Origin of the sequence: Streptomyces sp. NPDC001339, from assembly GCF_042895955.1 — a bacterium.
Lineage (GTDB): Bacteria > Actinomycetota > Actinomycetes > Streptomycetales > Streptomycetaceae > Streptomyces.
This window is the reverse complement of the sequence record NZ_JBIAWT010000026.1, coordinates 1-21,945: the sequence shown is the minus strand read 5'-3', so window position 1 is coordinate 21,945 and position 21,945 is coordinate 1. Positions and strand designations below refer to the sequence as shown.

17 protein-coding genes and 1 rRNA gene are annotated in these 21,945 nt (G+C 71.7%); 8 read left to right on the top strand and 10 right to left on the bottom strand.

Annotated features, from left to right (window positions below; translation table 11 throughout):
• Positions 1–155 precede the first annotated feature (155 nt).
• Positions 156–665: a DUF6912 family protein gene (locus ACFY12_RS35325; RefSeq protein WP_390720092.1), complete on the bottom strand. Its 510-nt coding sequence runs from the start codon at positions 663–665 to the stop codon at positions 156–158.
• 299 nt (positions 666–964) lie between these two features.
• On the opposite strand from ACFY12_RS35325, the gene ACFY12_RS35320 reads away from it, so the two are divergent.
• Entirely contained in the window at positions 965–1,549 is a 585-nt protein-coding gene (locus ACFY12_RS35320) for an Rv3235 family protein (RefSeq protein ID WP_390720091.1), read from the top strand.
• Between the two features lie 144 nt (positions 1,550–1,693).
• Here ACFY12_RS35320 and secA read toward each other — a convergent pair whose 3' ends face one another.
• Complete coding sequence (secA, locus tag ACFY12_RS35315; protein ID WP_390720090.1) at positions 1,694–4,525, bottom strand: preprotein translocase subunit SecA; 2,832 nt, start codon at positions 4,523–4,525, stop codon at positions 1,694–1,696.
• Positions 4,526–4,778: 253 nt separating this feature from the next.
• On the opposite strand from secA, the gene ACFY12_RS35310 reads away from it, so the two are divergent.
• Both ACFY12_RS35310 and ACFY12_RS35305 read left to right on the top strand, forming a co-directional pair.
• Positions 4,779–5,396 (top strand): GNAT family N-acetyltransferase, encoded by a 618-nt coding sequence (locus ACFY12_RS35310; RefSeq protein ID WP_390720089.1) that lies wholly within the window; start codon positions 4,779–4,781, stop codon positions 5,394–5,396.
• Positions 5,397–5,525: 129 nt separating this feature from the next.
• Complete coding sequence (locus ACFY12_RS35305; RefSeq protein ID WP_390720088.1) at positions 5,526–6,767, top strand: winged helix-turn-helix domain-containing protein; 1,242 nt, start codon at positions 5,526–5,528, stop codon at positions 6,765–6,767.
• A gap of 45 nt (positions 6,768–6,812) precedes the next feature.
• On the opposite strand, the gene ACFY12_RS35300 is transcribed toward ACFY12_RS35305, so the two are convergent.
• The 7 genes from ACFY12_RS35300 to mtnA all read right to left on the bottom strand — a co-directional run bounded on the left by ACFY12_RS35300 (position 6,813) and on the right by mtnA (position 15,718).
• Positions 6,813–7,562 (bottom strand): response regulator, encoded by a 750-nt coding sequence (locus ACFY12_RS35300; protein WP_390720087.1) that lies wholly within the window; start codon positions 7,560–7,562, stop codon positions 6,813–6,815.
• A gap of 233 nt (positions 7,563–7,795) precedes the next feature.
• On the bottom strand, positions 7,796–8,482 hold the full coding sequence (gene hpf / locus ACFY12_RS35295) for a ribosome hibernation-promoting factor, HPF/YfiA family (protein ID WP_390720095.1): 687 nt from the start codon (positions 8,480–8,482) through the stop codon (positions 7,796–7,798).
• A 328-nt stretch (positions 8,483–8,810) separates the two neighbouring features.
• Entirely contained in the window at positions 8,811–9,578 is a 768-nt protein-coding gene (locus ACFY12_RS35290; protein WP_390720086.1) for a phosphoribosyltransferase family protein, read from the bottom strand.
• A gap of 241 nt (positions 9,579–9,819) precedes the next feature.
• Positions 9,820–11,703: an LpqB family beta-propeller domain-containing protein gene (locus tag ACFY12_RS35285; RefSeq protein ID WP_390720085.1), complete on the bottom strand. Its 1,884-nt coding sequence runs from the start codon at positions 11,701–11,703 to the stop codon at positions 9,820–9,822.
• Positions 11,693–13,870 (bottom strand): MtrAB system histidine kinase MtrB, encoded by a 2,178-nt coding sequence (gene mtrB / locus ACFY12_RS35280; protein ID WP_390720084.1) that lies wholly within the window; start codon positions 13,868–13,870, stop codon positions 11,693–11,695. The genes ACFY12_RS35285 and mtrB overlap by 11 nt, the downstream gene beginning before the upstream one ends.
• Before the next feature lies 1 nt (position 13,871).
• Complete coding sequence (mtrA, locus tag ACFY12_RS35275) at positions 13,872–14,549, bottom strand: two-component system response regulator MtrA (RefSeq protein WP_030416996.1); 678 nt, start codon at positions 14,547–14,549, stop codon at positions 13,872–13,874.
• Entirely contained in the window at positions 14,546–15,718 is a 1,173-nt protein-coding gene (gene mtnA, locus ACFY12_RS35270; protein ID WP_390720083.1) for an S-methyl-5-thioribose-1-phosphate isomerase, read from the bottom strand. Before mtnA ends, mtrA begins: the two co-directional genes overlap by 4 nt.
• A 152-nt stretch (positions 15,719–15,870) precedes the next feature.
• On the opposite strand from mtnA, the gene ACFY12_RS35265 reads away from it, so the two are divergent.
• The 5 genes from ACFY12_RS35265 to ACFY12_RS35245 are packed head-to-tail and all read left to right on the top strand — an operon-like array spanning position 15,871 to position 21,523.
• Entirely contained in the window at positions 15,871–17,343 is a 1,473-nt protein-coding gene (locus tag ACFY12_RS35265; RefSeq protein ID WP_390720082.1) for a hypothetical protein, read from the top strand.
• 4 nt (positions 17,344–17,347) lie between these two features.
• Positions 17,348–18,040: a DUF4129 domain-containing protein gene (locus ACFY12_RS35260; protein ID WP_390720081.1), complete on the top strand. Its 693-nt coding sequence runs from the start codon at positions 17,348–17,350 to the stop codon at positions 18,038–18,040.
• Positions 18,037–19,257, top strand: a complete 1,221-nt coding sequence (locus tag ACFY12_RS35255) for a DUF4350 domain-containing protein (RefSeq protein ID WP_390720080.1) — start codon at positions 18,037–18,039, stop codon at positions 19,255–19,257. Before ACFY12_RS35260 ends, ACFY12_RS35255 begins: the two co-directional genes overlap by 4 nt.
• A complete protein-coding gene (locus ACFY12_RS35250; RefSeq protein ID WP_390720079.1) occupies positions 19,238–20,203 on the top strand; it encodes an AAA family ATPase in 966 nt (321 codons plus the stop codon). The genes ACFY12_RS35255 and ACFY12_RS35250 overlap by 20 nt, the downstream gene beginning before the upstream one ends.
• A gap of 9 nt (positions 20,204–20,212) precedes the next feature.
• On the top strand, positions 20,213–21,523 hold the full coding sequence (locus tag ACFY12_RS35245; RefSeq protein ID WP_390720078.1) for a DUF58 domain-containing protein: 1,311 nt from the start codon (positions 20,213–20,215) through the stop codon (positions 21,521–21,523).
• A gap of 331 nt (positions 21,524–21,854) precedes the next feature.
• On the opposite strand, the gene rrf is transcribed toward ACFY12_RS35245, so the two are convergent.
• Positions 21,855–21,945: ribosomal RNA gene (gene rrf, locus ACFY12_RS35240) — 5S ribosomal RNA — on the bottom strand; the annotation flags it as partial.

The following is a 21,945-nucleotide window of genomic DNA, read 5'->3' as shown; positions in this document are numbered from 1 at the left end:
GTTCCCGGTGCGCCCACGGGCCTTCTCCCGTGCGCATCCCCGTGCCGACAAACGTACCCGCGGCCACTGACAACGCGGCCGGAGCGGCGGGCAACGCGGCCGGAGCGGCGGGCTGCCCCGCCCCGCACCGGGCCGGCGCGGCAGCGCGGCGTTCCTCAGCCGAGCAGTTCGGGGATCTCCTGGACCCCGAACCACATCAGATCGTGGTCCTCGGCACCGTCGACGGTGAACTGCGCGTCGTCATCGCCCTGGTCCGCCGCGCCCAGCGCCGCCGCGGCCGCCGCGACGTCCGCCTCCGCGTCCGCGGCGTCCACGTGCACCGCGGCGGCCTTCGACAACGGAACCGGACCGGCGACCCGCACCTCGCCCAGGGCCGACCGGTCGAGCCCGCGGTCCGGGTCGGCCACCGCCGCGCCGTCCGGCACGTCCACGGCCACCACCACCCGGCGCCGCGCGGCCTGCGGGTCTCCGGCGAGCAGCCGCAGGGAGGCCTGGGCCGCGCGGTTGAGCGCCGCGTACTCCAGCTCCTCGATGTCGTCCGAGTATGCCAACCACTCTCGCAGTGCGGGCGTGACCGCGTAGGCCCGCAGGGGGCCCGGGCCCAGCTCGCCGTTCTTGTGCGCCTCCGCGAGACCGGAGAGGGTCAGGGGGACATAGACGCGCATGGCAGACGCTTCCGCTCACTTCGCTCGGTTCTGATGATTGTCCCGCCAGCATACGGGCGGGAGTCCCCCATCGTGCCGCGCCCACGGTCCACAGTCCCGCATGCCGGACCCGTTCCCCGCCCCGCCGGACGGCCTCAGCACGGGACCGTGCCACGGAAGGGTGAACCTCGCGCGCCCCTCGGGACCGTCCGTCCGCGCCTTGCCGCCGCTCCGGCCCCGCCGGTACGAAGATCCCCCACCACAGAGCTACCGCCCAGTAATCGCCGATCACCGGGCCCGAAACGAACGACGGGGCGACCATGACGACGACCGTGACCGACGACGCGACCGACGACAACGACCCGGCTCTCCCCCGGCCCCGGCGGTCCTCCGCCGGCCGCCGCCCGCTCGGCCCGGCCGGCCGCGGCCCCGGCCCCGGTGGCCGCGGACCGGCCCGCCCCCTCCCGCGCCGCGGCCGCCCCGCCGGGCCCGTGACCGCACCCGGCGCGCCGCTCCCGGCCATCGGGGCGCGGCGCCCGACGCCGCGGGAGTGGCCGCACCTCTGGTTCGCGGAGCAACTGGTGCTCACGCTCAGCGGCCAGCGGCCCGTGTACGCGCTGCTGGGCCACGCCCTGCCGGCCGCCTACGACCGGCTGGCCGAGCTGGCCCCGCAGGCGCCGCTGCGGCCCCTCCTCGGGCCGGGGCGGCGCGGCCCCCTCCCGGCCGTACGCGAATGCGGGCTGTGCCGGCCATGCGGCGGTGTCATCGAGGCGTTCGCCCGGATCACGGCGGGCGAACGGCTACGGGCCCTCGCCTTCCGCCTGGAACGGGGCGCCGACTCCCGGTGGCGCTGTGCCGCGCTGGACCTCGGCCCGGCCCCGGCCGCCCGGACCCCGGCCGGCTGAGCCCCGGCCGGCCGAACCGCCGGACGCGACGGCGCCCCGGCCGTATCCCCGGCCGGGGCGCCATCGTCACGCGCTCACGTTCTCCGTGCGCGCTCCTGCTTCTTACTTCTCAGAGCGGCCTTCTCAGGGCGACCTTCTTACGGCCTACTTCTTACGGCGGCGACCGCCGCCCCGCTGGGCCTTGCGCCGCTCCGCACGGGTCAGCCCGTCCGCCTCCGAGCGGGCCGGGACACCGGCCTCCTCGTCGCTGATGAAGTCGCCCTCGACGACGCTGCCGTCACCGTCGACCTTGGGCGCGGTGAAGTGCAGCCGGTCCGGCCGCTGCGGCGCCTCCAGGCCCTTGGCGTGGATCTCCGGACGCCCCGCACCGGCGGCCACCGGCTCCGGCGCACCCTTGTCCAGCGACGGCTCCGCGGCCTCCTCCACCGGAACCTCCTCGACCTGCTGCTCGACCTGGACCTCCAGGTTGAACAGGTAGCCGACGGACTCCTCCTTGATGCCCTCCATCATCGCGGTGAACATGTCGAAGCCCTCGCGCTGGTACTCGACCAGCGGGTCCTTCTGGGCCATCGCGCGCAGGCCGATGCCCTCCTGGAGGTAGTCCATCTCGTAGAGGTGCTCACGCCACTTGCGGTCCAGGACGGACAGCACGACCCGGCGCTCCAGCTCGCGCATCACGTCCGGGCTGAGCTGCCCCTCACGGGTCGCGTACCGCTCGTGGATGTCGTCCTTGACGGCGTCGGCGATGAACTCGGCGGTCAGGCCCGCGCGGTCGCCGGCCTCCTCCTCCAGGTCCTCGATGCTCACTCGGACCGGGTAGAGCTGCTTGAACGCGCCCCACAGACGTTCCAGGTCCCACTCCTCGGCGAAGCCCTCGACGGTCTCGGCCTGGATGTAGGCGTCGATGGTGTCGTCCATGAAGTGCTTGATCTGCTCCTGGAGGTCCTCGCCCTCCAGGACGCGGCGGCGCTCGCCGTAGATGACCTCGCGCTGGCGGTTGAGCACCTCGTCGTACTTCAGGACGTTCTTCCGCGTCTCGAAGTTCTGCTGCTCGACCTGCGACTGGGCGGACGCGATCGCCCGGGTCACCATCTTGTTCTCGATCGGGACGTCGTCCGGCACATTGGCCATCGCCATGACCCGCTCGACCATCTGGGCCTTGAACAGCCGCATCAGGTCGTCGCCCAGGGAGAGGTAGAACCGCGACTCGCCCGGGTCGCCCTGACGGCCGGAGCGACCGCGCAGCTGGTTGTCGATCCGGCGCGACTCATGCCGCTCCGTGCCGAGCACATACAGCCCGCCGAGCTCCTTGACCTCCTCGAACTCCGCCTTGACCGCGGCCTCGGCGCGCTCCAGGGCCGCGGGCAGCGCGGCCGCCCACTCCTCGACGTGCTCGACCGGGTCGAGCCCCATCTCGCGCAGCTCCGCCTCGGCGAGGGTGTCGGGGTTGCCGCCGAGCTTGATGTCCGTACCGCGGCCGGCCATGTTGGTGGCGACCGTGACGGAGCCCTTGCGGCCGGCCTGGGCGACGATCGACGCCTCCCGGTCGTGCTGCTTGGCGTTGAGGACCTCGTGCCGCACACCGCGCTTGTTGAGCTGCTGGGAGAGGTACTCGGACTTCTCCACGGACGTCGTGCCGACGAGGATCGGCTGGCCCTTGTCGTGCTTCTCGACGATGTCCTCGACGACGGCGTCGAACTTCGCGGGCTCGGTGCGGTAGATCAGGTCCGGCTGGTCCTTGCGGACCATCGGGCGGTTCGTCGGGATCGGAACGACGCCGAGCTTGTAGATCTGGTGGAACTCGGCGGCCTCGGTCATGGCCGTACCGGTCATGCCGGAGAGCTTGTCGTAGAGGCGGAAGAAGTTCTGCAGGGTGATCGTGGCGAGCGTCTGGTTCTCGTCCTTGATCTCCACGCCCTCCTTCGCCTCGATGGCCTGGTGCATGCCCTCGTTGTAGCGGCGGCCGGCGAGGATACGGCCGGTGTGCTCGTCGACGATCATGACCTCGCCGTCGATGACGACGTAGTCCTTGTCCTTCTTGAAGAGCTCCTTGGCCTTGATCGCGTTGTTGAGGTAACCGACGAGCGGGGTGTTCACCGACTCGTACAGGTTGTCGATGCCCAGCCAGTCCTCGACCTTGCCGACACCGGACTCGTGGATGCCGACCGTGCGCTTCTTCTCGTCGACGTCGTAGTCGCCGGTCTCCTCGACACCGCGCTGCGGGTTGGACGGCTCGCCCCTCTTCAGGCGCAGCACCAGCTTGGAGAAGTCGCCGTACCACTTGGTGGCCGAGTCGGCCGGGCCGGAGATGATCAGCGGCGTACGGGCCTCGTCGACGAGGATCGAGTCGACCTCGTCGACGATCGCGAAGTTGTGGCCCCGCTGGACGAGTTCGTCCTTCGACCAGGCCATGTTGTCGCGCAGGTAGTCGAAGCCGAACTCGTTGTTCGTGCCGTACGTGATGTCGCAGCCGTACTGCTCACGGCGCTGGGCCGGGGTCATGTCGGCGAGGATGCAACCGACGGTCAGGCCCAGGAACTTGTGGACCCGGCCCATCATCTCGGAGTCGCGCTCGGCCAGATAGTCGTTGACCGTGACGATGTGGACGCCCTTGCCGGACAGCGCGTTGAGATACGCCGGGAGGGTACCGACCAGGGTCTTGCCCTCACCGGTCTTCATCTCGGCCACGTACCCCATGTGAAGGGCCGCGCCGCCCATCAGCTGGACGTCGTAGTGCCGCTGGCCGAGCACCCGCTTGGCGGCCTCACGGACCGTGGCGAACGCCTCGGGGAGCAGATCGTCGAGGGTTTCGCCGTCGGCGTAGCGCTCCTTGTACTCATCCGTGAGCGCCCGAAGCTCGGCGTCGGAGAGGGCCGCGAAGTCCTCCTCGATGGAGTTGACCTGGCCCGCGATGCGGTGCAGTTTGCGCAGGATCTTTCCTTCGCCTGCACGCATGATCTTCGTCAAGACGGACACTTGGGCTGGTCTCCTTGCCGGTCGGGCCTGCACGGTCGAGTGCGCGGGCGCGGCATATTTCCAAGGGGGCAGGCCCCGCCGCAACGGCCATCGTAAAGGAGGACGCGGCCGGGCCGGGAGGTCCGCCGCCGCGAACCCCCGCTGTCCCCTCCCCCTCGTGAACGCACGAGGCTGCGAGAAGGTGCCGGGGAGGTGCCGGGAATCACGCCGAAAACCCTTCGCGGGCCTCTCCGCGAACTCGCAGACTCCCTTCATGGAACCTGTCATCCTCACCACCGGGCGCCTGGTCCTGCGCGCGTTCGAGCCCTCCGACGCGCCCGCGGTGCTCGCCGCCTGCCAGGACCCCGACATTCCGCGCTGGACGCACGTCCCGTCGCCGTACACCGTGCAGGACGCGGAGCGGTTCGTCGGCACGATCGTCCCCGAGGGCTGGCGCGACGACACCGCCTACCACTTCGCCGTGGTGTCCAGGGCGGACGGCTCCCTGGTCGGCGCGATGGGCCTGGTACGCCTCGCCCGGCTGCGCGGCCCCGAGCGCGAGGCCGAGCTGGGCTACTGGACCGCCAGGGAACAGCGCGGCCGGGGGTACACGGTCGAGGCGGCCCGCGCGGTGCTGCGCTGGGCGTTCCGCGATCTCGGCGTGGAGCGTATGGAGTGGCTCGCGGAGGCCGGCAACGACGGCTCCTGGGCGGTCGCCCGCAAGCTCGGCTTCCGGCGGGAGGGCACCCAGCGCGCCAAGCTGGTGCACGAGGGCACCCGCCGGGACGTGTGGACGGGCTCCCTGCTCCCCTCCGACCTGGCCGGCGATCCCCACCTGGCCGGTGCGCCGAGCGCGGCGGACCGGACGCCGTACCTGCCGTACGCGGGCTGAGCCCGGGGCGGAACCCCGGGGCCCTTCCGGGGGACGCTGCCCGGGCCCGCCGCCGGGGCTCGCTGCCGGGGCTCGTGCCGGGGCCCGTCGCCCGGGCCGTTGTCAGTGCCCGCCCCTACGCTGTCCCGCATGACCACCGTGACGCAGCTCTCACCCCTGCCTCAGCCCTCCTCCCGGCCCGGGTCGGTGACCAGCCTGTCCGTCGATGACGCCCGCCGCCTGGCGCTGCGGGCGCAGGGTCTGCTGGGCGCCCCGGACCGACGGGCGGGGGCGCGCGGGGTGCTGCAGCAGCTGGGAGCGGTCCAGCTGGACACGATCTCCGTGCTGGCCCGTTCCCATGAGCTGGTGTCCTACGCCCGCCTCGGCGCGGTCGGCCGCCCGGCCGTCGAGGCCGCCTACTGGACACCGACCGCCGACGACGCCGCCTCGCCCCGGGCCCACAGCTTCGAGTACTGGTCGCACGCCGCCTGCATCCTCCCCATCGAGGAGTGGCCGCACTTCGCCTTCCGCCGCCGCGCCCGGCGGGCCAAGGGCTACCGCTGGCATGTCCTGAAGGACGCCGAGCGCTCCTGCGCCGCCGTCCTGGACCGGCTCCGCGCCGACGGCCCGCTGACCACGTCCGAGCTGGGCGGCGGCCGCAACGGCGGGGAGTGGTGGGACTGGTCCGAGACCAAGATCGCGGTGGAGTGGCTGCTGGACACCGGCGAGGTGGTCTGTACGGAGCGCCGCGCCTGGAAGCGGGTGTACGACCTCGCCGAGCGCGCCGTCCCGGACGAGCTGCTGCACGACGATCTGGACGACGCCGAGTGCCTCCGCCGCCTGGTCGCCCAGGCCGGCGCCGCCCTGGGGGTCGCCACGCGCGCCGACCTGGCCGACTACCACCGGCTGAAGGGCGAGCAGGTCGATGCCGTGATCGCCGACTGCGGTCTGGTCCCGGTGGAGGTCGAGGGCTGGGGAAAGCCCGCCTGGGCCGACCCCGCCGCGCTGGCCACCACGCCCCGCGGCCGGCACCGCACGACGCTGCTCTCGCCGTTCGACTCCCTCATCTGGGACCGCCGGCGCACGGAGCGGATCTTCGGTTTCACCCACCGCCTGGAGGCGTACGTCCCACGCCCCCGGCGGATACACGGCTACTTCGCGATGCCCCTGCTCGCCGGCGGCCGGCTGGTGGGGCGGGTGGACCCGGCCCGCGAGGGCACCACCCTCGTCGCCCGGCAGGTCTCGATGCGGAACGGCAAGGCCGTCGCCCCGATGGCCACGGCTCTCCTGGAGGCCGCGGCCTGGGTCGGCTGCGATTCCGTACGGGTGGAGCGCTGCGACGACGCAGAGCTGGCCGCCGCGCTGCGCGCGGAGCTGCGGCAGCGGAGCTGACGACCGCGGCCGGGCAGAGCGGAGCGGCCGGAGGCTGCCGCCCGCTCAACGGATCTCGAGGATCTTCTCCCTCATCGCATACACCACAGCCTCCATCCGGGAGTGCAACTGCAACTTCTCCAGGATGTTGCGCACATGGTTCTTCACCGTGTTCTCGGAGATGAAGAGTTCCTTGGCGATATCGCGGTTGTTCATTCCCGTGGCGACCAGCTTGAGGACTTCCAGCTCCCGGTCGGTGAGCCGGGGCGCGGGCACCAGCCTGCGCTCGTCGGTGCGCTGGATCATCGACTTGAACTCCGTCAGGAGCTTGGCCGCCATCGACGGGCTGATCTGCGACTGGCCGTCCGCGACGGCGCGGATCGCGGTCGCCACCTCGTCGGTGGAGATCTCCTTGAGGAGATAGCCCGTGGCGCCGGCCTTGATCGCGTCGTAGAGGTCGGCCTCTTCGTCACTGATCGTCAGCATGATGATCCTGGCGCTGGGGGCCACCTCCTTGATGGCGGTACATGCCTCGATCCCGCCGCGCCGGGGCATCCGTACGTCCATGAGCACGATGTCGGGCAGCAGATCCGTGGCCTTGTCGACCGCCTCCGCGCCGTCCCCCGCCTCGCCGATGACCTGGATGTCCTCTTCCTGGGCCAGAACGATCTCCAGGCCCCGCCGGAACAGCGCGTGATCATCCACCACCAGGACCCGGATGGGCTCCTTGCGCGGCGGGCTCACGGACCGGTCGTCGCCCCCGCCACCGGTCCCGTCGCCCGCGTCCGCGTGTACGGGCCCGAAAGTGTCCCCCATGGATCCTCCCCGTCAACTACTCGGCCGGAGGGCCAGAGCTTGGAATAAGGCTGGTTGACAACAGCCCCCTGCGGCCAGCCCGATCACTGCCATACGACCGTCTCCCCGGCATGTCGCCGTTTCGTGTCCCCGAAATTCCCTGGCCGGCACAAACACTATACGGCTTCAACTCCTGCTCTCTGCGGGCACGATGGTGCCCCCGGAGTGCACCGGGGGCACCGGGCCGGTGGGGGTCAGCCGCCCAGCGCGCCGCCTGCGCCGCCGGGCGCCTCCTCTCCGTACGCGTCGGTGTTCAGGTGGATGACGCCGTAGTCATATGCGTGCCGCCGGTAGACGACGCTGGGCAGCTTGGTGTCGGCGTCGACGAAGAGGTAGAAGTCGTGCCCGACCAGCTCCATCTCGTTGAGCGCCTGATCGAGCGACATCGGCGCTGCCGAGTGGGTCTTCTCGCGGACGACCAGGGGCCCTTCACCCTGGACGTCGATCGACCCCATCCTCGTGGTCGGCACCGTCTCCTCGACTTCGGTGGCGAGTTCGCCGTTGGGGGTCAGGCTCGCGGCCTCGGGCACGGTCTCGGCGACCTCGCTTGCCGGAATGCGGCCGTTGCCGCGACGCGAATGCCGCTTGTCGTGCTGCTTCCGCAGCCGCGCCTCCAGCTTGGCGGTCGCCAGGTCCAGCGCCGCGTACGGATCTCCGGCGGCCGCCTCGGCCCGGACCACCGGGCCACGGGAGCGGAGCGTGATCTCCACCCGGTCGGAACGGTCGGCCTGCCGCGGGTTGTGTTCCTTGGACACCTCGACGTCCAGGCTGATCACCTTGCCGTCGAGCTTCTGGACTTTATCCAGCTTCAGCTTCTCGGCCACGTGCTTGCGGAACCGCTCGGGCACCTCGGTCTTGCGGCCCTTGACGACGATGTCCACGCAGAACTCCGTTCCCGGATCGCTCCGCTCATCGAGCGGGGACGATTCCTTCTTGCACCAGGCCCCGGTGGGTACCGAGGCCTCGGACTCGGCGACTTTCACCTCCTCCTCCCCCGACGACAAGATCTCCACGCCCCCCGGTTTCAGGGTCGCGACATACGCCCCTGAATGCGGTCATCACGACATCTGAGGCAAAACATCCGCCAAGTCCTCACAACCGAACATAGCTCTCCGGGACGGATGTCGGCACCCCCTCGTATCCCTCGGCTCCATTCGGGTGATTTCCGCTCCTCGGCCCGGTACCTCGTACGCCACCGCGCGTGCACGCCTACTCGCTGCGTGGAGATTCTCTTCCCCGCCGGCCCGGAAAGATCACATCATTGCCGAAAGCGCTGCCCGGCGCCGCCACCACCGCCGCGCCGGACACCCTGCCGCCGGCCACCGCGACCGCCCGTGCCGCCTCGGCGAGCGTCGCCCCCGTGGTCACCAGGTCGTCCACCAGCACCACTGGCCGGCCCGTCAGCAGCCTCCCGGCCGCACCCGGGACCTCCAGTGCGCCCGCGACGTTCGCCAGGCGCTGCGGGGCGTTCAGTCCCGCCTGGTCGGCCACGGGGCGTCGCCGGCGCAGTACCGCGAGCATTCGGGCCCCCACCCCCGCCCCCTCCCCCACTCCCTCCCGCCGCAGAGCACCGGCCGCCGCCAGGGCTATCCTGCGCACCGGATCATGGCCCCGGCCGGCCACCGCTCCGCGGGCCGAGGGCACCGGGATCAGCAGTGCCCCGCGTCCCGGCCGCAGCCCGCGCACCGCTCCGGCCAGCGCCGCTCCCAGCGGTCCGGCGAGCCGCAGCGCACCGCGCTCCTTGTGCGCCAGCAGCACCGCCCGGACCTCGTCTGCGTACGGGGCGGCCGCCCAGACCCGCGGCAGCCCCACGGGCGCGGCCCGCAGCCGGACCCGCCGCGCCCCGTGCCCGTCCCTCGTGAGCGCCCGGTTGCACTCCGCACACAGCTCCGTACGCGGCCGGCCGCACCCCGCGCAGGCGACCGGCAGCACCAGACCGGCCAGCTCCTGCCACAGCCTTTGCACTTGCCCTTGCATGGCTCCACTGTGCCGTCACGCCACCCCGGCCACCACCCCTGTGGACAACCGCCTGTGGACAACTGCGGCGGCGACCGCGAACGCGGGGCGGCGCGGCGCATCACAGCAGTTCAGAGCAGGTGAGAGCAGGTCAGAGCAGGTCGCAGCGTCGACTGTCGTGTGTCACCTGTCGCCCGAAGCGGACCGGCGCCCGGACCGGACCACCCGGACCAGGGCCCCCGGATCAGGGCCCCGGACCGAGTCACCCGGGGTAGACCGGCGCCGTCCCGTCCTTCACGACCGTCTTCCAGTTCGCGTCCGGAGGCAGCCGCACGATGCCCTCGGCGGCATCGGCGATCAGCGGTCTGCTCTCGTCCTCCGACGCGGCGACCGACTTGACCCCGTTCACACCGGGCAGCGTCTGCGCGTTGGACGCCGAGCCGTCGGTCTCCATGAACTGCATCTGCTGCACCCCGCCGGACTCCCGTCCGACGACCACCAGTCGGCTGCCGCCCGCCCAGGAGGCGGCGACCACGTCCTCCAACTGCGGTGCGATCGGCCGCAGTTCCTGCACCGAAAGCTTCGGATGCCCCGGGCTGCCGTTGCGCTCGACCCGGCCGAGCTGGAGTGTGGTCCGGCCCTTGTCCTCCACCAGGACCGCGATCCGGATACCGTCCGCGGCCACCTTGATCGCCTTGATCCGCCGTCCGCCCAGGCCGGGCACCGCGACCTCTTCGGGGTCCCCCTTGCCCTCGCGCATCCGCAGCAGCCGGGAGCCGCGCGCATCACGGTCCGCGATCCACAGATCGCCCAGACCGTCCCAACTCGGCGCGGTCAGCCCGTCGTCGGCGCCCTTGCCCGAACTGTCGCTGGTCAGCAGCGGATCACCGCGCTCGGTACCGTCCTCCATGGCCGCCACGTACAAGGACCGGCCATCGCCGGACACCCCGGCCGCGGCGCTCTCACCGCGCGAGATGGCGACCGAGCGCAGCGGAGTCTTCCCGGTGCCGAACGGACCGCTCACCGGCGCCGGTTCGGTCGCCGAGTCCGACATGGCGACGACCCGGTGGCCGGCGTCGATGAAGTACTCCTTGGCGGTGCGCCCGGTCCGCGGCACCGGCCCGAAGTCGCGTTCGGCCTGCTCCTGCGACAGCGTGCACAGCGAGTCGCCGTCGGCGTCCTGGAGCTCCACCTCACTGATCTTCGAAGCACGCGTCATGTCCTGGACGGTGAAGTAGAGCTGAGCCGCCATCCGTTTGCACCGGGCAGGGTCGGCGTTCGCCGCCTCCTTGCTGAGCCGGACCCGCAGGGCGTTGGAGTCGTCCAGCGACAGCTCCCGCGTGGCAAGCCGGGTACCGCGGGGGAACGCGGAAGTCGTCACCTGGCTGAGCCAGTCCGTGGGCCCGGACAGCAGCGCGTTGACGCTGGCCGTGATCGGCTTGATCCGCTGCCGCAGATAGACCGGGTCCGCGACGAGCACGTTCCGGCTCGCCTTGGGCTCCTCCGACTCCGTGTTGTAGGAGGCGAAGTAGTACGTGTTGACGGAGCGGTAGATGCGCTGGAAGTCGGAGAGCCCCAGGACGAGCCCGTCGGGCAGCCGGTCGATGCGCCACTGGCCGTCCTCCTTGACCAGGTGGATCGACCGGCGGTACGGCTTCTCCTCGGGGGAGTAGGCGTAGCGCTCGCCCACCGACGCCACCTGGCTGCCGGAGAGCGCGACCGTGTAGCCGTTCGCGCCCTCGCGGTCGGACTGTTCCTTCGGTTCAGGTTTCGGGCGCTCCTGGAGCACCGTGGTGGACCGGAACGGCCGCCAGGTCTTCCGTGCCGATGCGGCCAGATACTGGGTGGCCGTGCGGAAATCCGCCTCGTCGCTGGTCGTGGCGTCGAGGAAGCTGCGCACGATGTCGGTCGGCTGTGCACCGTCCTGCGGGGGGACGCCGTAGACCCGCACCTGCGAGTCGCCTTCGGAGCGCGGCGACTGGTCGACGGGGGTGACCTCCCCGCCGTCCGGCATCGACGCGCAGCCCGCCAGCAGCGCGGTCGCACAGCCGACGAGCAGCAGCTTCCGGGCCGGCCCGGCCTGCTTGCGGGCGCCGTTACGGGACGTGGCGCCCCTCCCGCGCTCGCTTTCGTGCTCAGTGTCCACGCGGGCCGCCCTCCCGTTCCACGCTCCGTCCGGTGTCCTTCCCGGCCACGCCCTCGTGCCCGGGCTCGTCGGCGCGCGCACTGCCGTCGCGCGCCGTCTCTTCGCTCCGCGCCTCCCGGCTTTGCCGCGCCTCCCGGCTCTGCTGCACCACGCGGGCGCCCTTGCCGGGCAGTGCCGCCGGATCGGCCGACGGCCGGGCCGCGCCGCGCGGCTCCGGGAGCGGGGCCGGAGCCGGTGATTCCGCCCCGGCCGGCTCAGCGGCACACGTCTGGGCGGCGCGTGTCTGGGCGGGGATCGTGCCCGCCATGGGGGACGTGCGGGCCGCCCCCGTACGCGACCGTCCCGCCGCGGCCGACTCGCGGCGACGCCGCGAATCCTCCGGCTCCAGCGGAATCGGGGACCCCCGCAGCGGCTCGCCGGCCGTACGGGGCAGGGTCAGGCGGAACTGCGAGCCGCCGCCCGGTTCGCCCCAGGCCTGCAGCCAGCCGCCGTGCAGCCGGGCGTCCTCGATGGCGATGGACAGGCCTAGGCCCGTGCCGCCGGTCGTACGGGCCCGGGCCGGGTCGGCGCGCCAGAAGCGGTTGAAGACCCGGGTGGCCTCGCCGGGCTTCAGGCCGACGCCGTAGTCGCGCACCGCGACGGCCACCGCGCCGCCGCCACCGCCGCGGTCGCCCGCCGAGGCCAGCCGCACCACCACATCGCGGCCCTCGCCGTGCTCGACGGCGTTGACGACGAGGTTGCGCAGCACCCGCTCCACCCGGCGGGGGTCGGCCTCGGCGATGACGGGCTGCTCGGCACCGCGCACCAGGATCCGGCTGCCCTTGCGCTCGGCGAGCGGCTCGGCGCCCTCGATGACGCGGTGCACCACGTCGCGCAGGTCCACCGGCTCGGCCTCCAGGGCGGCCGCGCCCGCGTCGAACCGGCTGATCTCCAGCAGCTCCGCGAGCAGCGATTCGAAGCGGTCGAGCTGTCCGCGCAGCAGCTCCGCGGAGCGCGCCGTCGCGGGGTCGAACTCGTCGCGCGCGTCGTGGATGACATCGGCCGCCATCCGTACCGTCGTCAGCGGTGTACGGAGCTCGTGCGAGACGTCCGAGACGAAGCGGCGCTGCATCCGGGACAGCTCCTCCAGCTGCTGGATCTTGAGCTGGAGGTTCTGCGCCATCTTGTTGAAGGACTCGCCGAGCCGGGCGATGTCGTCCTCGCCGGTGACCTTCATCCGCTCCTGGAGGAGGCCGGCGGCCAGCCGTTCGGAGATCCCGGCGGCCATCCGTACGGGGGTGACGACCTGCCGCACCACCAGCCAGGCGATCGCGCCCAGGAGGATCACGACGAACACCCCGGCCGTGGCGAGCGTCCCCGTGACGAGCCTGAGCGTCTCCTCCTCCTGGCTGAACGGGAAGAGGTAGTACAGCTGGTACTGGTTGCTGTTGATGTCGTTGAGGCGCTTGCCGATGATGAGCGCCGGCATACCGTCGTCCGACCCGATGCGCTTGATCTGGGTGTACTGGCGGAACGTACCGGACTTGGTGTCCAGCTTCCGCCGCAGCTCGGCGGGGACGCTCCGTTCGGGATCGACGTCGCCGGAGGCGCGCGGCCCGCGGGTGCCGGGGCTGGAGTCGCCGAACGGTTCGTCGGAGTCGGAGCTGAGCGCGACGACCGAGAAGACGCCCTGGCCACCACTGGCGAGCTGTTCGACCAGGCCGGTCAGCCAGGTAGCGGAGTCCTGGGTGCCACGGTTGCCGGTGCGGGCGGTGTCATCGGTCCGGGTGTCGCCGGCGCCGTCGGCCATCTTCTGGGCGACGCTGAAGCCGCCCACCGCCTGGCTCTGCGCGGCCTGCGCCTTCGCCGTGAGCAGTCCGCCGCGGACCTGTCCGACGACCACCACGCCCAGCAGCAGCACCACGGCGAGGGACATCAGCAGCGTGGTCGCCACGACCCGCAGCTGGATGTTGCGCCGCCACAGCCGCAGGGCGGGCAGCAGCGGCCGCCGGACCCAGCGGCTGAAGAGCCTCAGCAGGGGGTGAACCGGTCCGCTCACCGCGCCGTCGGGGAGCAGCTGCCCGCCGCGCAGCAACCAAGCGGACAACTTTCCTGAAATGGACATATCGCCCGACGGATTGACGGTACGTCCCCGCTTTCCCTCCGGGGCCGAACCGTCCCGGACCATGTCAGCTGGGCCCGGCCTTGTAGCCGACCCCGCGCACGGTCACCACGATCTCCGGACGCTCCGGATCCCGCTCGACCTTGGAGCGGAGCCGCTGCACATGCACATTGACCAGCCGGGTGTCGGCGGCATGCCGGTAGCCCCAGACCTGCTCCAGCAGCACCTCACGGGTGAACACCTGCCACGGCTTGCGCGCCAGCGCCACCAGCAGATCGAACTCCAGCGGGGTCAGCGCGATCGACTGCCCGTCCCGCTTCACCGAGTGGCCCGCCACATCGATGACCAGGTCACCGATCGCCAGCTGCTCGGGCGCCGGCTCCTCCGAACGCCGCAGCCGCGCCCGGATCCGGGCCACCAGCTCCTTGGGCTTGAACGGCTTGACGATGTAGTCGTCCGCACCCGATTCGAGTCCGACGACCACATCCACGGTGTCGCTCTTGGCGGTCAGCATGACGATCGGCACACCGGACTCCGCCCGGATCAGCCGGCACACCTCGATACCGTCCCGCCCGGGCAGCATCAGGTCGAGCAGGACAAGGTCGGGCTTGGTCTCGCGGAAGGCGGCAAGCGCCTTGTCACCGTCCGACACGAACGACGGCTCAAAGCCTTCGCCGCGCAACACGATGCCGAGCATCTCTGCCAGTGCGGTGTCGTCGTCGACGACCAGGACGCGTCCCTTCATTCGGCCATCATCCCATTACCTGATCGTGACGTACTCCATCGTGAGGTGGAACACACCTCGGCAAGCACTCGCCGGGTCACCGGAGACACCACCCCGGCCTCCGTCACGATCGCCGTCACCAGCTCCGGCGGCGTCACATCGAAGGCCGGGTTGTAGGCCCGCGCGCCCGGCGGGGCCACCGGTATACCGGTGTCCGCCGACGCCCCCACTCCCCGCACGTACGGCAACGAGAGTTCCGTCACTTCCCGGCCCGGCCGCTGCTCGACCTCTATATCCGCACCCGCCCCGGTCTCCAGATCCACCGTGCTGGTCGGTGCCACCACCACGAACGGAACGTGGTGGTGGCGCGCCAGCACCGCCAGCGGATAGCTGCCCACCTTGTTGGCGACCGACCCGTCCGCCGTGATCCGGTCCGCCCCTATCAGCACCGCATCCACCTCACCCCCGGCGAACAGCGAGCCCGCCGCACCGTCCGACAACACCGTGTACGCCATGCCCGCCCGCGCCGCCTCGTAAGCGGTCAGCCGCGCCCCCTGCAGCAAGGGCCGCGTCTCGTCCACCCACAGCCGGCGCAGCTCACCGGCCCGATGCGCCGCCAACGCCACCGCCAAGGCGGTCCCCTCGCCCCCGGACACCAACGCGCCCGTATTGCAGTGCGTGAGAATCCGATATCCGCCGCCCGGCAGCAGCTCGCCCAACAGCGCCAGGCCGTACTCCGCCATCCGCGCGCTCGCCTCGGCATCCTCCGCATGGACGGCCCGCGCCTCGGCCAGCGCCGCCGCGGCGGCCGCCGGGCCATCGGCCCCCTCCGCCACCGCCGAGCGGTACGCGGCAGCCGCCCGCCGCACGCCGTACCCCAGATTGACCGCGGTCGGCCGGGCCTGCGCCAACGTCTCCGCCGCGTCGTCCACCGCACCGTCCCGCACTGCGGCCAGCGCCACGCCGTACGCGCCCGCGATGCCCAGCAACGGCGCTCCACGCACCGCCAGCGTCCGGATCGCCCGCACCAGCGCCGGTACATCCGCGCAGACCAGCTCGGCCTCCTCGGCCGGCAGCCGGGTCTGGTCGAGGAGAACCACCGCGGGCCCCTCCGGCAGCTCCTCCCAACGCAACGACGGGATCGCGAGCGCCCCGGCGCCCGCCTCGGGTACCTCGTACTGATCGCCCATCCACTCAGTCTGCCGCCGAACGCCCCTCGAACAGAAGGTCCCCTCACTCTCAGGGCACGGACACACCACGCCGACCGCCATGACACGATGACTGGCACCGCGGACCCCGGATCCCGGCCGCCCCGGCGGACGGACGGCAAGAAGGAGCGACGATGAACAACTCTCCGGGCTGGGCCTCGCCCGGATCCACCCCCTCCGACGAGCCGGACCGCGGCACACAGGAGCAACCCAACCAGCCATCGGCCCCGGAGGAACGGCCCGGCACCGCCGAGCCGCCCCCGCCGCAGTGGTCCAAGGAGCAGCCTCCTGGCGGCCAGTGGTCGACGCCGGCCGGTATCCCCGGCCAGGCCGGCCCGCACGGCCGCAGCCGCGCCTCCGCGTCCGCCTCCGGCGGGCCCGGCTGGAATCCGCCGGCCGGCCAACAGCCCCCGTGGGGCGGCAGCTGGGCCCCCGTGCCGCCGGCGGCCAAGCCGGGTGTCATCCCCCTGCGCCCGCTCGGTGTCGGCGAGATCCTCGACGGCGCGGTCGCGACCCTGCGCGCGCACTGGCGCACCGTCCTCGGCATCTCGCTGGTGGTCGCGGTCGTCTCTCAGACCGCAACCACCGTCGTCACCGGACTGTGGTTCCGGGGCACCGACCGCGTCCCGGTCGCCAACGACGACGTCCCGGCCGTCCGTGAAACCCTGCAAGACATCGGCGGCCAGCTCGTCGGCAGCGCCCTCACCTCGGTGATCGGGCTGCTCGCCACGCTCATCGCCACCGGACTGCTCACCATGGTCGTCAGCCGCGCCGTGCTCGGCCGCTCGGTGACCACCGGGGACGCCTGGCGCGACGCCCGCGGCCAACTCCCCCGCCTGCTCGGCCTGCTCCTCCTGCTTCCCGTGCTCGTCACCGCGATATTCGTGGTCGGACTGGCTCCCGGCCTCATCGTGACCGCCGCGGGCGCAGGTACCGTAGGCGTGGTCCTCACCCTGCTCGGCGCAGTGGCCGCCGTCGTCGTGAGTATCTGGCTGTGGATCCGCTACAGCCTCGCCTCCCCCGCACTGATGCTGGAGAAGCAGGGCGTCATCGCATCCATGCGCCGCTCCGCCAAGCTCGTACGCGGTGCCTGGTGGCGGGTGCTGGGCGCTCAGCTGCTCGCCGCACTCGTGCTCATGATCGTGGGATCCATGGTCCAGATCCCAGCCACCGTCATCGCCTTCCTCATCGACGGCGAGAACGTCATGGGGTGGGCGAGCGGCACCGCCGGCTCCATGAGCTGGTCGTTCCTCATCGTGCTGGGCATCGGTGCCGTCATCGGCTCCACCATCACCTACCCGATCAGCGCCGGGGTCACCGTGCTCCTCTACGTGGACCAGCGGATCCGCCGCGAGGCACTCGACCTCGAACTCGCCCGGGCCGCGGGCCTGCCCGGCTACGACGCCGGCGCCCCGGCCCACCAGGCACCGGCTGCCACCGCCCCGGCCCCCTCCGACACCCCGACACCGGAATCGGCATCGGCATCGGCATCCGCATCGGCGCCAGCGGGCGCCCCTACGGACGACCGCGCGGCAGACCGCGCCGGCACGGAACCTGCCGACGGCACCGGGGAGCAGCGCCCCACCGACACCGCACCAGGAAGTTGATGCGGTGACACTTGGGGGGAAGACAGCCGCGCTCGAACGGCTCCTCGCGGCCGCGGACGACGGGATACCGGTACGGACACCTCGCCTCCCCGCACGCGAGGCGGCCGAGCGCGAGCTGTCCGACCCCCGGTACCACCAGCACGACCCCAACCCGGTCCAGCAAGCCCTTGACTGGCTGTGGGAGCGCGTCACAGAACTCTTCCGCTCCGCCGCCGGCGTCACACCGGGCAGCTGGATCGGGCTCCTCGCCATCGCCGTATTCGTCCTGCTGCTCATCGTCGCCCTCCGGCTGCGGCTCGGCGCCGTACGCCGCACCCCGACCACCAGCCGCACACTCTTCACCGACACCCCGCGCACCGCCGCGGAACATCGCGCGGCCGCTGACCGGCACGCCACCGCGGGGCGCTGGAACCAGGCGATCCAGGACCGCATGCGCGCCCTCGTCCTCGCCCTCGAAGAGCGTGCGCTGCTCACCTCCGGCCCGGGCCGCACCGCCGACGAGGCAGCCGCCGAGGCCGGCCGGCTCCTCCCCCGGCACACCGACGCACTGCGCACCGCGGCCCGCACTTTTGACGACGTCACATACGGCGGCCGCCCCGGCACGGAAGAGGCGTACGCCTTCCTCGCCCGCCTCGACACCGACCTGCGGCACACCAAACCCGACCTGGCCGCGGCCCCGACGAGGAGCCACCCATGACCACGGCCGCTCCCGCGCTCTCCACCACGACTCGTCGCCTCTGGTCCCGATCGCGCGGCCCCCTGGTCGCGCTCCTCCTGCTCATCATCAGCGGATTTGTCCTCGCCGCCCTGCAGTCCGGAGACCAGCACGGCCGGCTGGATCCACGCTCGGCCGACCGGACCGGCAGTCGCGCACTCGCCCGGCTCCTCACCGCACACGGCGTCTCCACCCAGGTCGTCACCACCTCCGAGGAAGCCGCCGCTGCGGCCGGCCCCGACACCACCCTGCTGATCACCGCGCCCGACGTCCTGACCGAAGCTCAGCTGACGGACCTGCAGACCGCGACCGCGCGCACCCCGGGGCGCACCGTCCTGCTCGCCCCCGGCCCCTCGTCCCTCGAAGCCTTCGCCCCCGGTGTCCAGCCGGAACCCCCCGTCCGCAACACGGCACGCCAGCCGGCCTGTTCTCTCCCCGAGGCCCGCCGCGCCGGCAGCGCCCTCCTCGGCGGCCTGCGCTACACCACGACCACCGACACCGCGGACCACTGCTACCCCAGCGGCGGCCGACCCACCCTGCTGCGCCTGCCGGCCCCCCGCTCCGGCCGCGACACCGTGCTCCTCGGCTCCCCCGACTTCCTGTACAACCAGCACCTCGCCGAAGACGGCAATGCCTCGCTGGCCCTTCAATTCCTCGGTTCCCGCACACATCTGATCTGGTACCTCCCCTCCGTCAGCGACCCGTCATCCGTGCCGGACAACGAGCGCGGCTTTCTTGACCTCATCCCGGCCGGCTGGCGTTGGGCCCTGCTCCAACTCGCCCTCGCCTCCGTATGCGCAGCCCTCTGGCGCGCCCGCCGACTCGGCCCCCTGGTGCCGGAAAAGCTCCCGGTCACCGTCCCCGCCGCGGAGACCACCGAGGGCCATGCCCGCCTCTACGAACAGGCCGGCGCCCGTGACCGGGCATCAGCCGTACTCCGCTCCGCGACCCGTACCCGGCTCGCCCCGCTCATCGGCGTACGACCGGCAGATGCCCACACCCCCGACGCCCTTCTCCCGGCCGTCCATGCCCACTTGAACTCGGCCCCTGACGCCGGGACAGATCTCCGCACCCTGCTCTTCGGCCCCGCCCCCGCGGACGACCGGGCCCTGGTACACCTGGCCGACCAACTCGACCTACTCGAATCGTCGATCGTTTCCCAAGAGAGGCACGCCCCCCGTGAGCACCCCGACCGCTGACAGCGCCCGAGCCTCCCTAGAGGACCTGCGCACCGAGATATCCAAGGCCGTCGTAGGCCAGGACCCCACCGTCACCGGCCTGGTCGTAGCACTCCTCTGCCGCGGTCACGTCCTCCTCGAAGGCGCCCCCGGCGTCGCCAAGACCCTCCTCGTCCGCGCCCTGTCGGCGGCCCTCGAACTCGACACCAAGCGCGTCCAGTTCACCCCCGACCTGATGCCCAGCGATGTCACCGGTTCCCTGGTCTACGACGCCCGTAGCGCGGAGTTCTCGTTCCAGCCGGGCCCCGTCTTCACCAACCTGCTGCTCGCCGACGAGATCAACCGGACACCTCCCAAGACGCAGGCATCCCTGCTCGAGGCAATGGAGGAACGTCAGGTGACCGTCGACGGCACGGCCCGTCCCCTCCCCGAGCCGTTCCTCGTGGCCGCCACCCAGAACCCGGTGGAGTACGAGGGCACCTATCCGCTGCCCGAGGCTCAACTCGACCGGTTCCTCTTGAAACTGACGGTCCCGCTCCCCGCGCGCCAGGACGAGATCGACATCCTCTCCCGCCATGCCGCCGGCTTCAGCCCACGCGACCTGGCCGCCGCGGGACTGCGCCCCGTGGCCTCCTCCGCCGACCTCGACGCGGCCCGAGCCGCTGTCGCGAAAACCGCGGTCTCCCCTGAAGTCACCGGCTATATCGTCGATATCTGCCGTGCCACCCGTGAATCCCCCTCACTTTCCCTTGGCGTCTCCCCTCGAGGCGCCACCGCCCTGCTGTCCACGTCACGCGCCTGGGCTTGGCTCACCGGCCGCGACTATGTCACCCCCGACGACGTCAAAGCCCTCGCTCTTCCCACACTCCGACACCGCGTCCAACTCCGCCCGGAAGCGGAGATGGAAGGAGTCACCGCGGACTCCGTGATCAACACCGTACTCGCTCATCTCCCCGTCCCCCGCTGAGACGACACCGTGGCACTCACCGGACGCACCGCCTTCCTCTCCGCATGCGGAGCTCTCTTCGTCGGCTTCGCGCTGCCCAGCTGGCTCGGCATCATCACGGTCCAACTCGCCTTGCTGATAGCAATCTTGTGCGATCTGGCACTCGCCGCGCCAGTGCGAAAGCTCCAGTTCACCCGAACAGGTGACACAAACGTTCGACTCGCAGGCGAAGCCCATATCCACCTCACCCTCACCAACCCGTGCCGTCGCCCCCTGCGCGCCAGGATCCGCGACGCCTGGCCCCCCAGCTCCTTCAGCCCTGGAACGGACATCCCCGCCTCCCACCACACCGTCCGGATCCCCGCTGCCGAACGTCGACGCCTCACCACCACCCTTCGCCCCACCCGTCGCGGCGACCACCACGCCGTCCGCGTCACCGTCCGCTCCTACGGCCCGCTCGGCCTGGCGGCACGTCAGAGCCATCACCACGTCCCCTGGACCCTGCGCGTCCTGCCACCCTTCACCAGCCGCAAACACCTCCCCGCAAAGCTCGCCCGGCTTCGTGAACTCGACGGCCGCACCAGCATCCTGACCCGCGGCGAGGGCACCGAATTCGACAGCCTCCGCGACTACACACCCGGCGATGACACCCGCTCCATCGACTGGCGCGCCACCGCCCGCCGCCAGGATCTCGCCGTCCGCACCTGGCGCCCCGAACGCGACCGCCGCATCCTGCTCGTCCTGGAAACCGGCCGTACTTCGGCCGGCCGCGTCGGCGACATCCCCCGCCTCGACGCCTCCATGGACGCCGCCCTCCTCCTCGGCGCCCTCGCGGCCCGCGCCGGCGACCGCGTAGACCTGCTCGCCTACGACCGCCGGGTACGCGCATCCGTACACGGCCGCGCGGCCCGCGACGTCCTGCCGGCGCTGACCGAGGCCCTCGCTCCCCTCGAATCCGAACTCGTCGAGGCGGACGCCCGCGGCCTCATCGCCACGGTCCACCACCGCACGCCGCGCCGATCCCTCATCGTGCTCTTCACCGGCCTGGACGCAGCCCCTGTCGAAGAGGCGTTCCTGCCACTCCTCCCCAGCCTCACCCAGCGCAACGAAGTCATCGTCGCCGCCGTCGCCGACCCCCGCATCGAGGAGATGGCGGCCGGCCGCCACACCCCCCAGGCCGTCTACGCAGCGGCAGCCGCGGAACAGACCCGCGCCGCCCGCCGCCGCACCGCCGACCGCCTCCGTCGCCACGGCATCACCGTCATCGACTCCACCCCGGCCCACCTGGCCCCTGATCTGGCCGACGCCTACCTCACCCTGAAGTCCACCGGCCGGCTCTGACAGGCCCCACTGCACCGAACCAAGTACCGGGCGGGCCACTCACTGTCGTTGGGTAGCGGTGGCCAGTTCTCGTACCGGTCTGCCAGCCGTGCCCTGTGCGGCTCGCCCATCGCAAGCGGAAGCTCGGCGCTGTGGCTGGATATGTTGTACGGGTTCCTTTCGGGCCATGGGGACGACGGCCTGGCAAGACGGTGCTTGCTGCTGGCAGAGCAGATGCGAGTGCCGCCGCCGCGCGCATATGTGCCTCGTATGTCGTGTACCCACACCCGGAATGCAAAAAAGCCTCGTTCCCCGAGTCGAAACTCGGGGAACGAGGCTTTTTCTAAGATTTGTTCGGCGGCGTCCTACTCTCCCACAGGGTCCCCCCTGCAGTACCATCGGCGCTGAAAGGCTTAGCTTCCGGGTTCGGAATGTAACCGGGC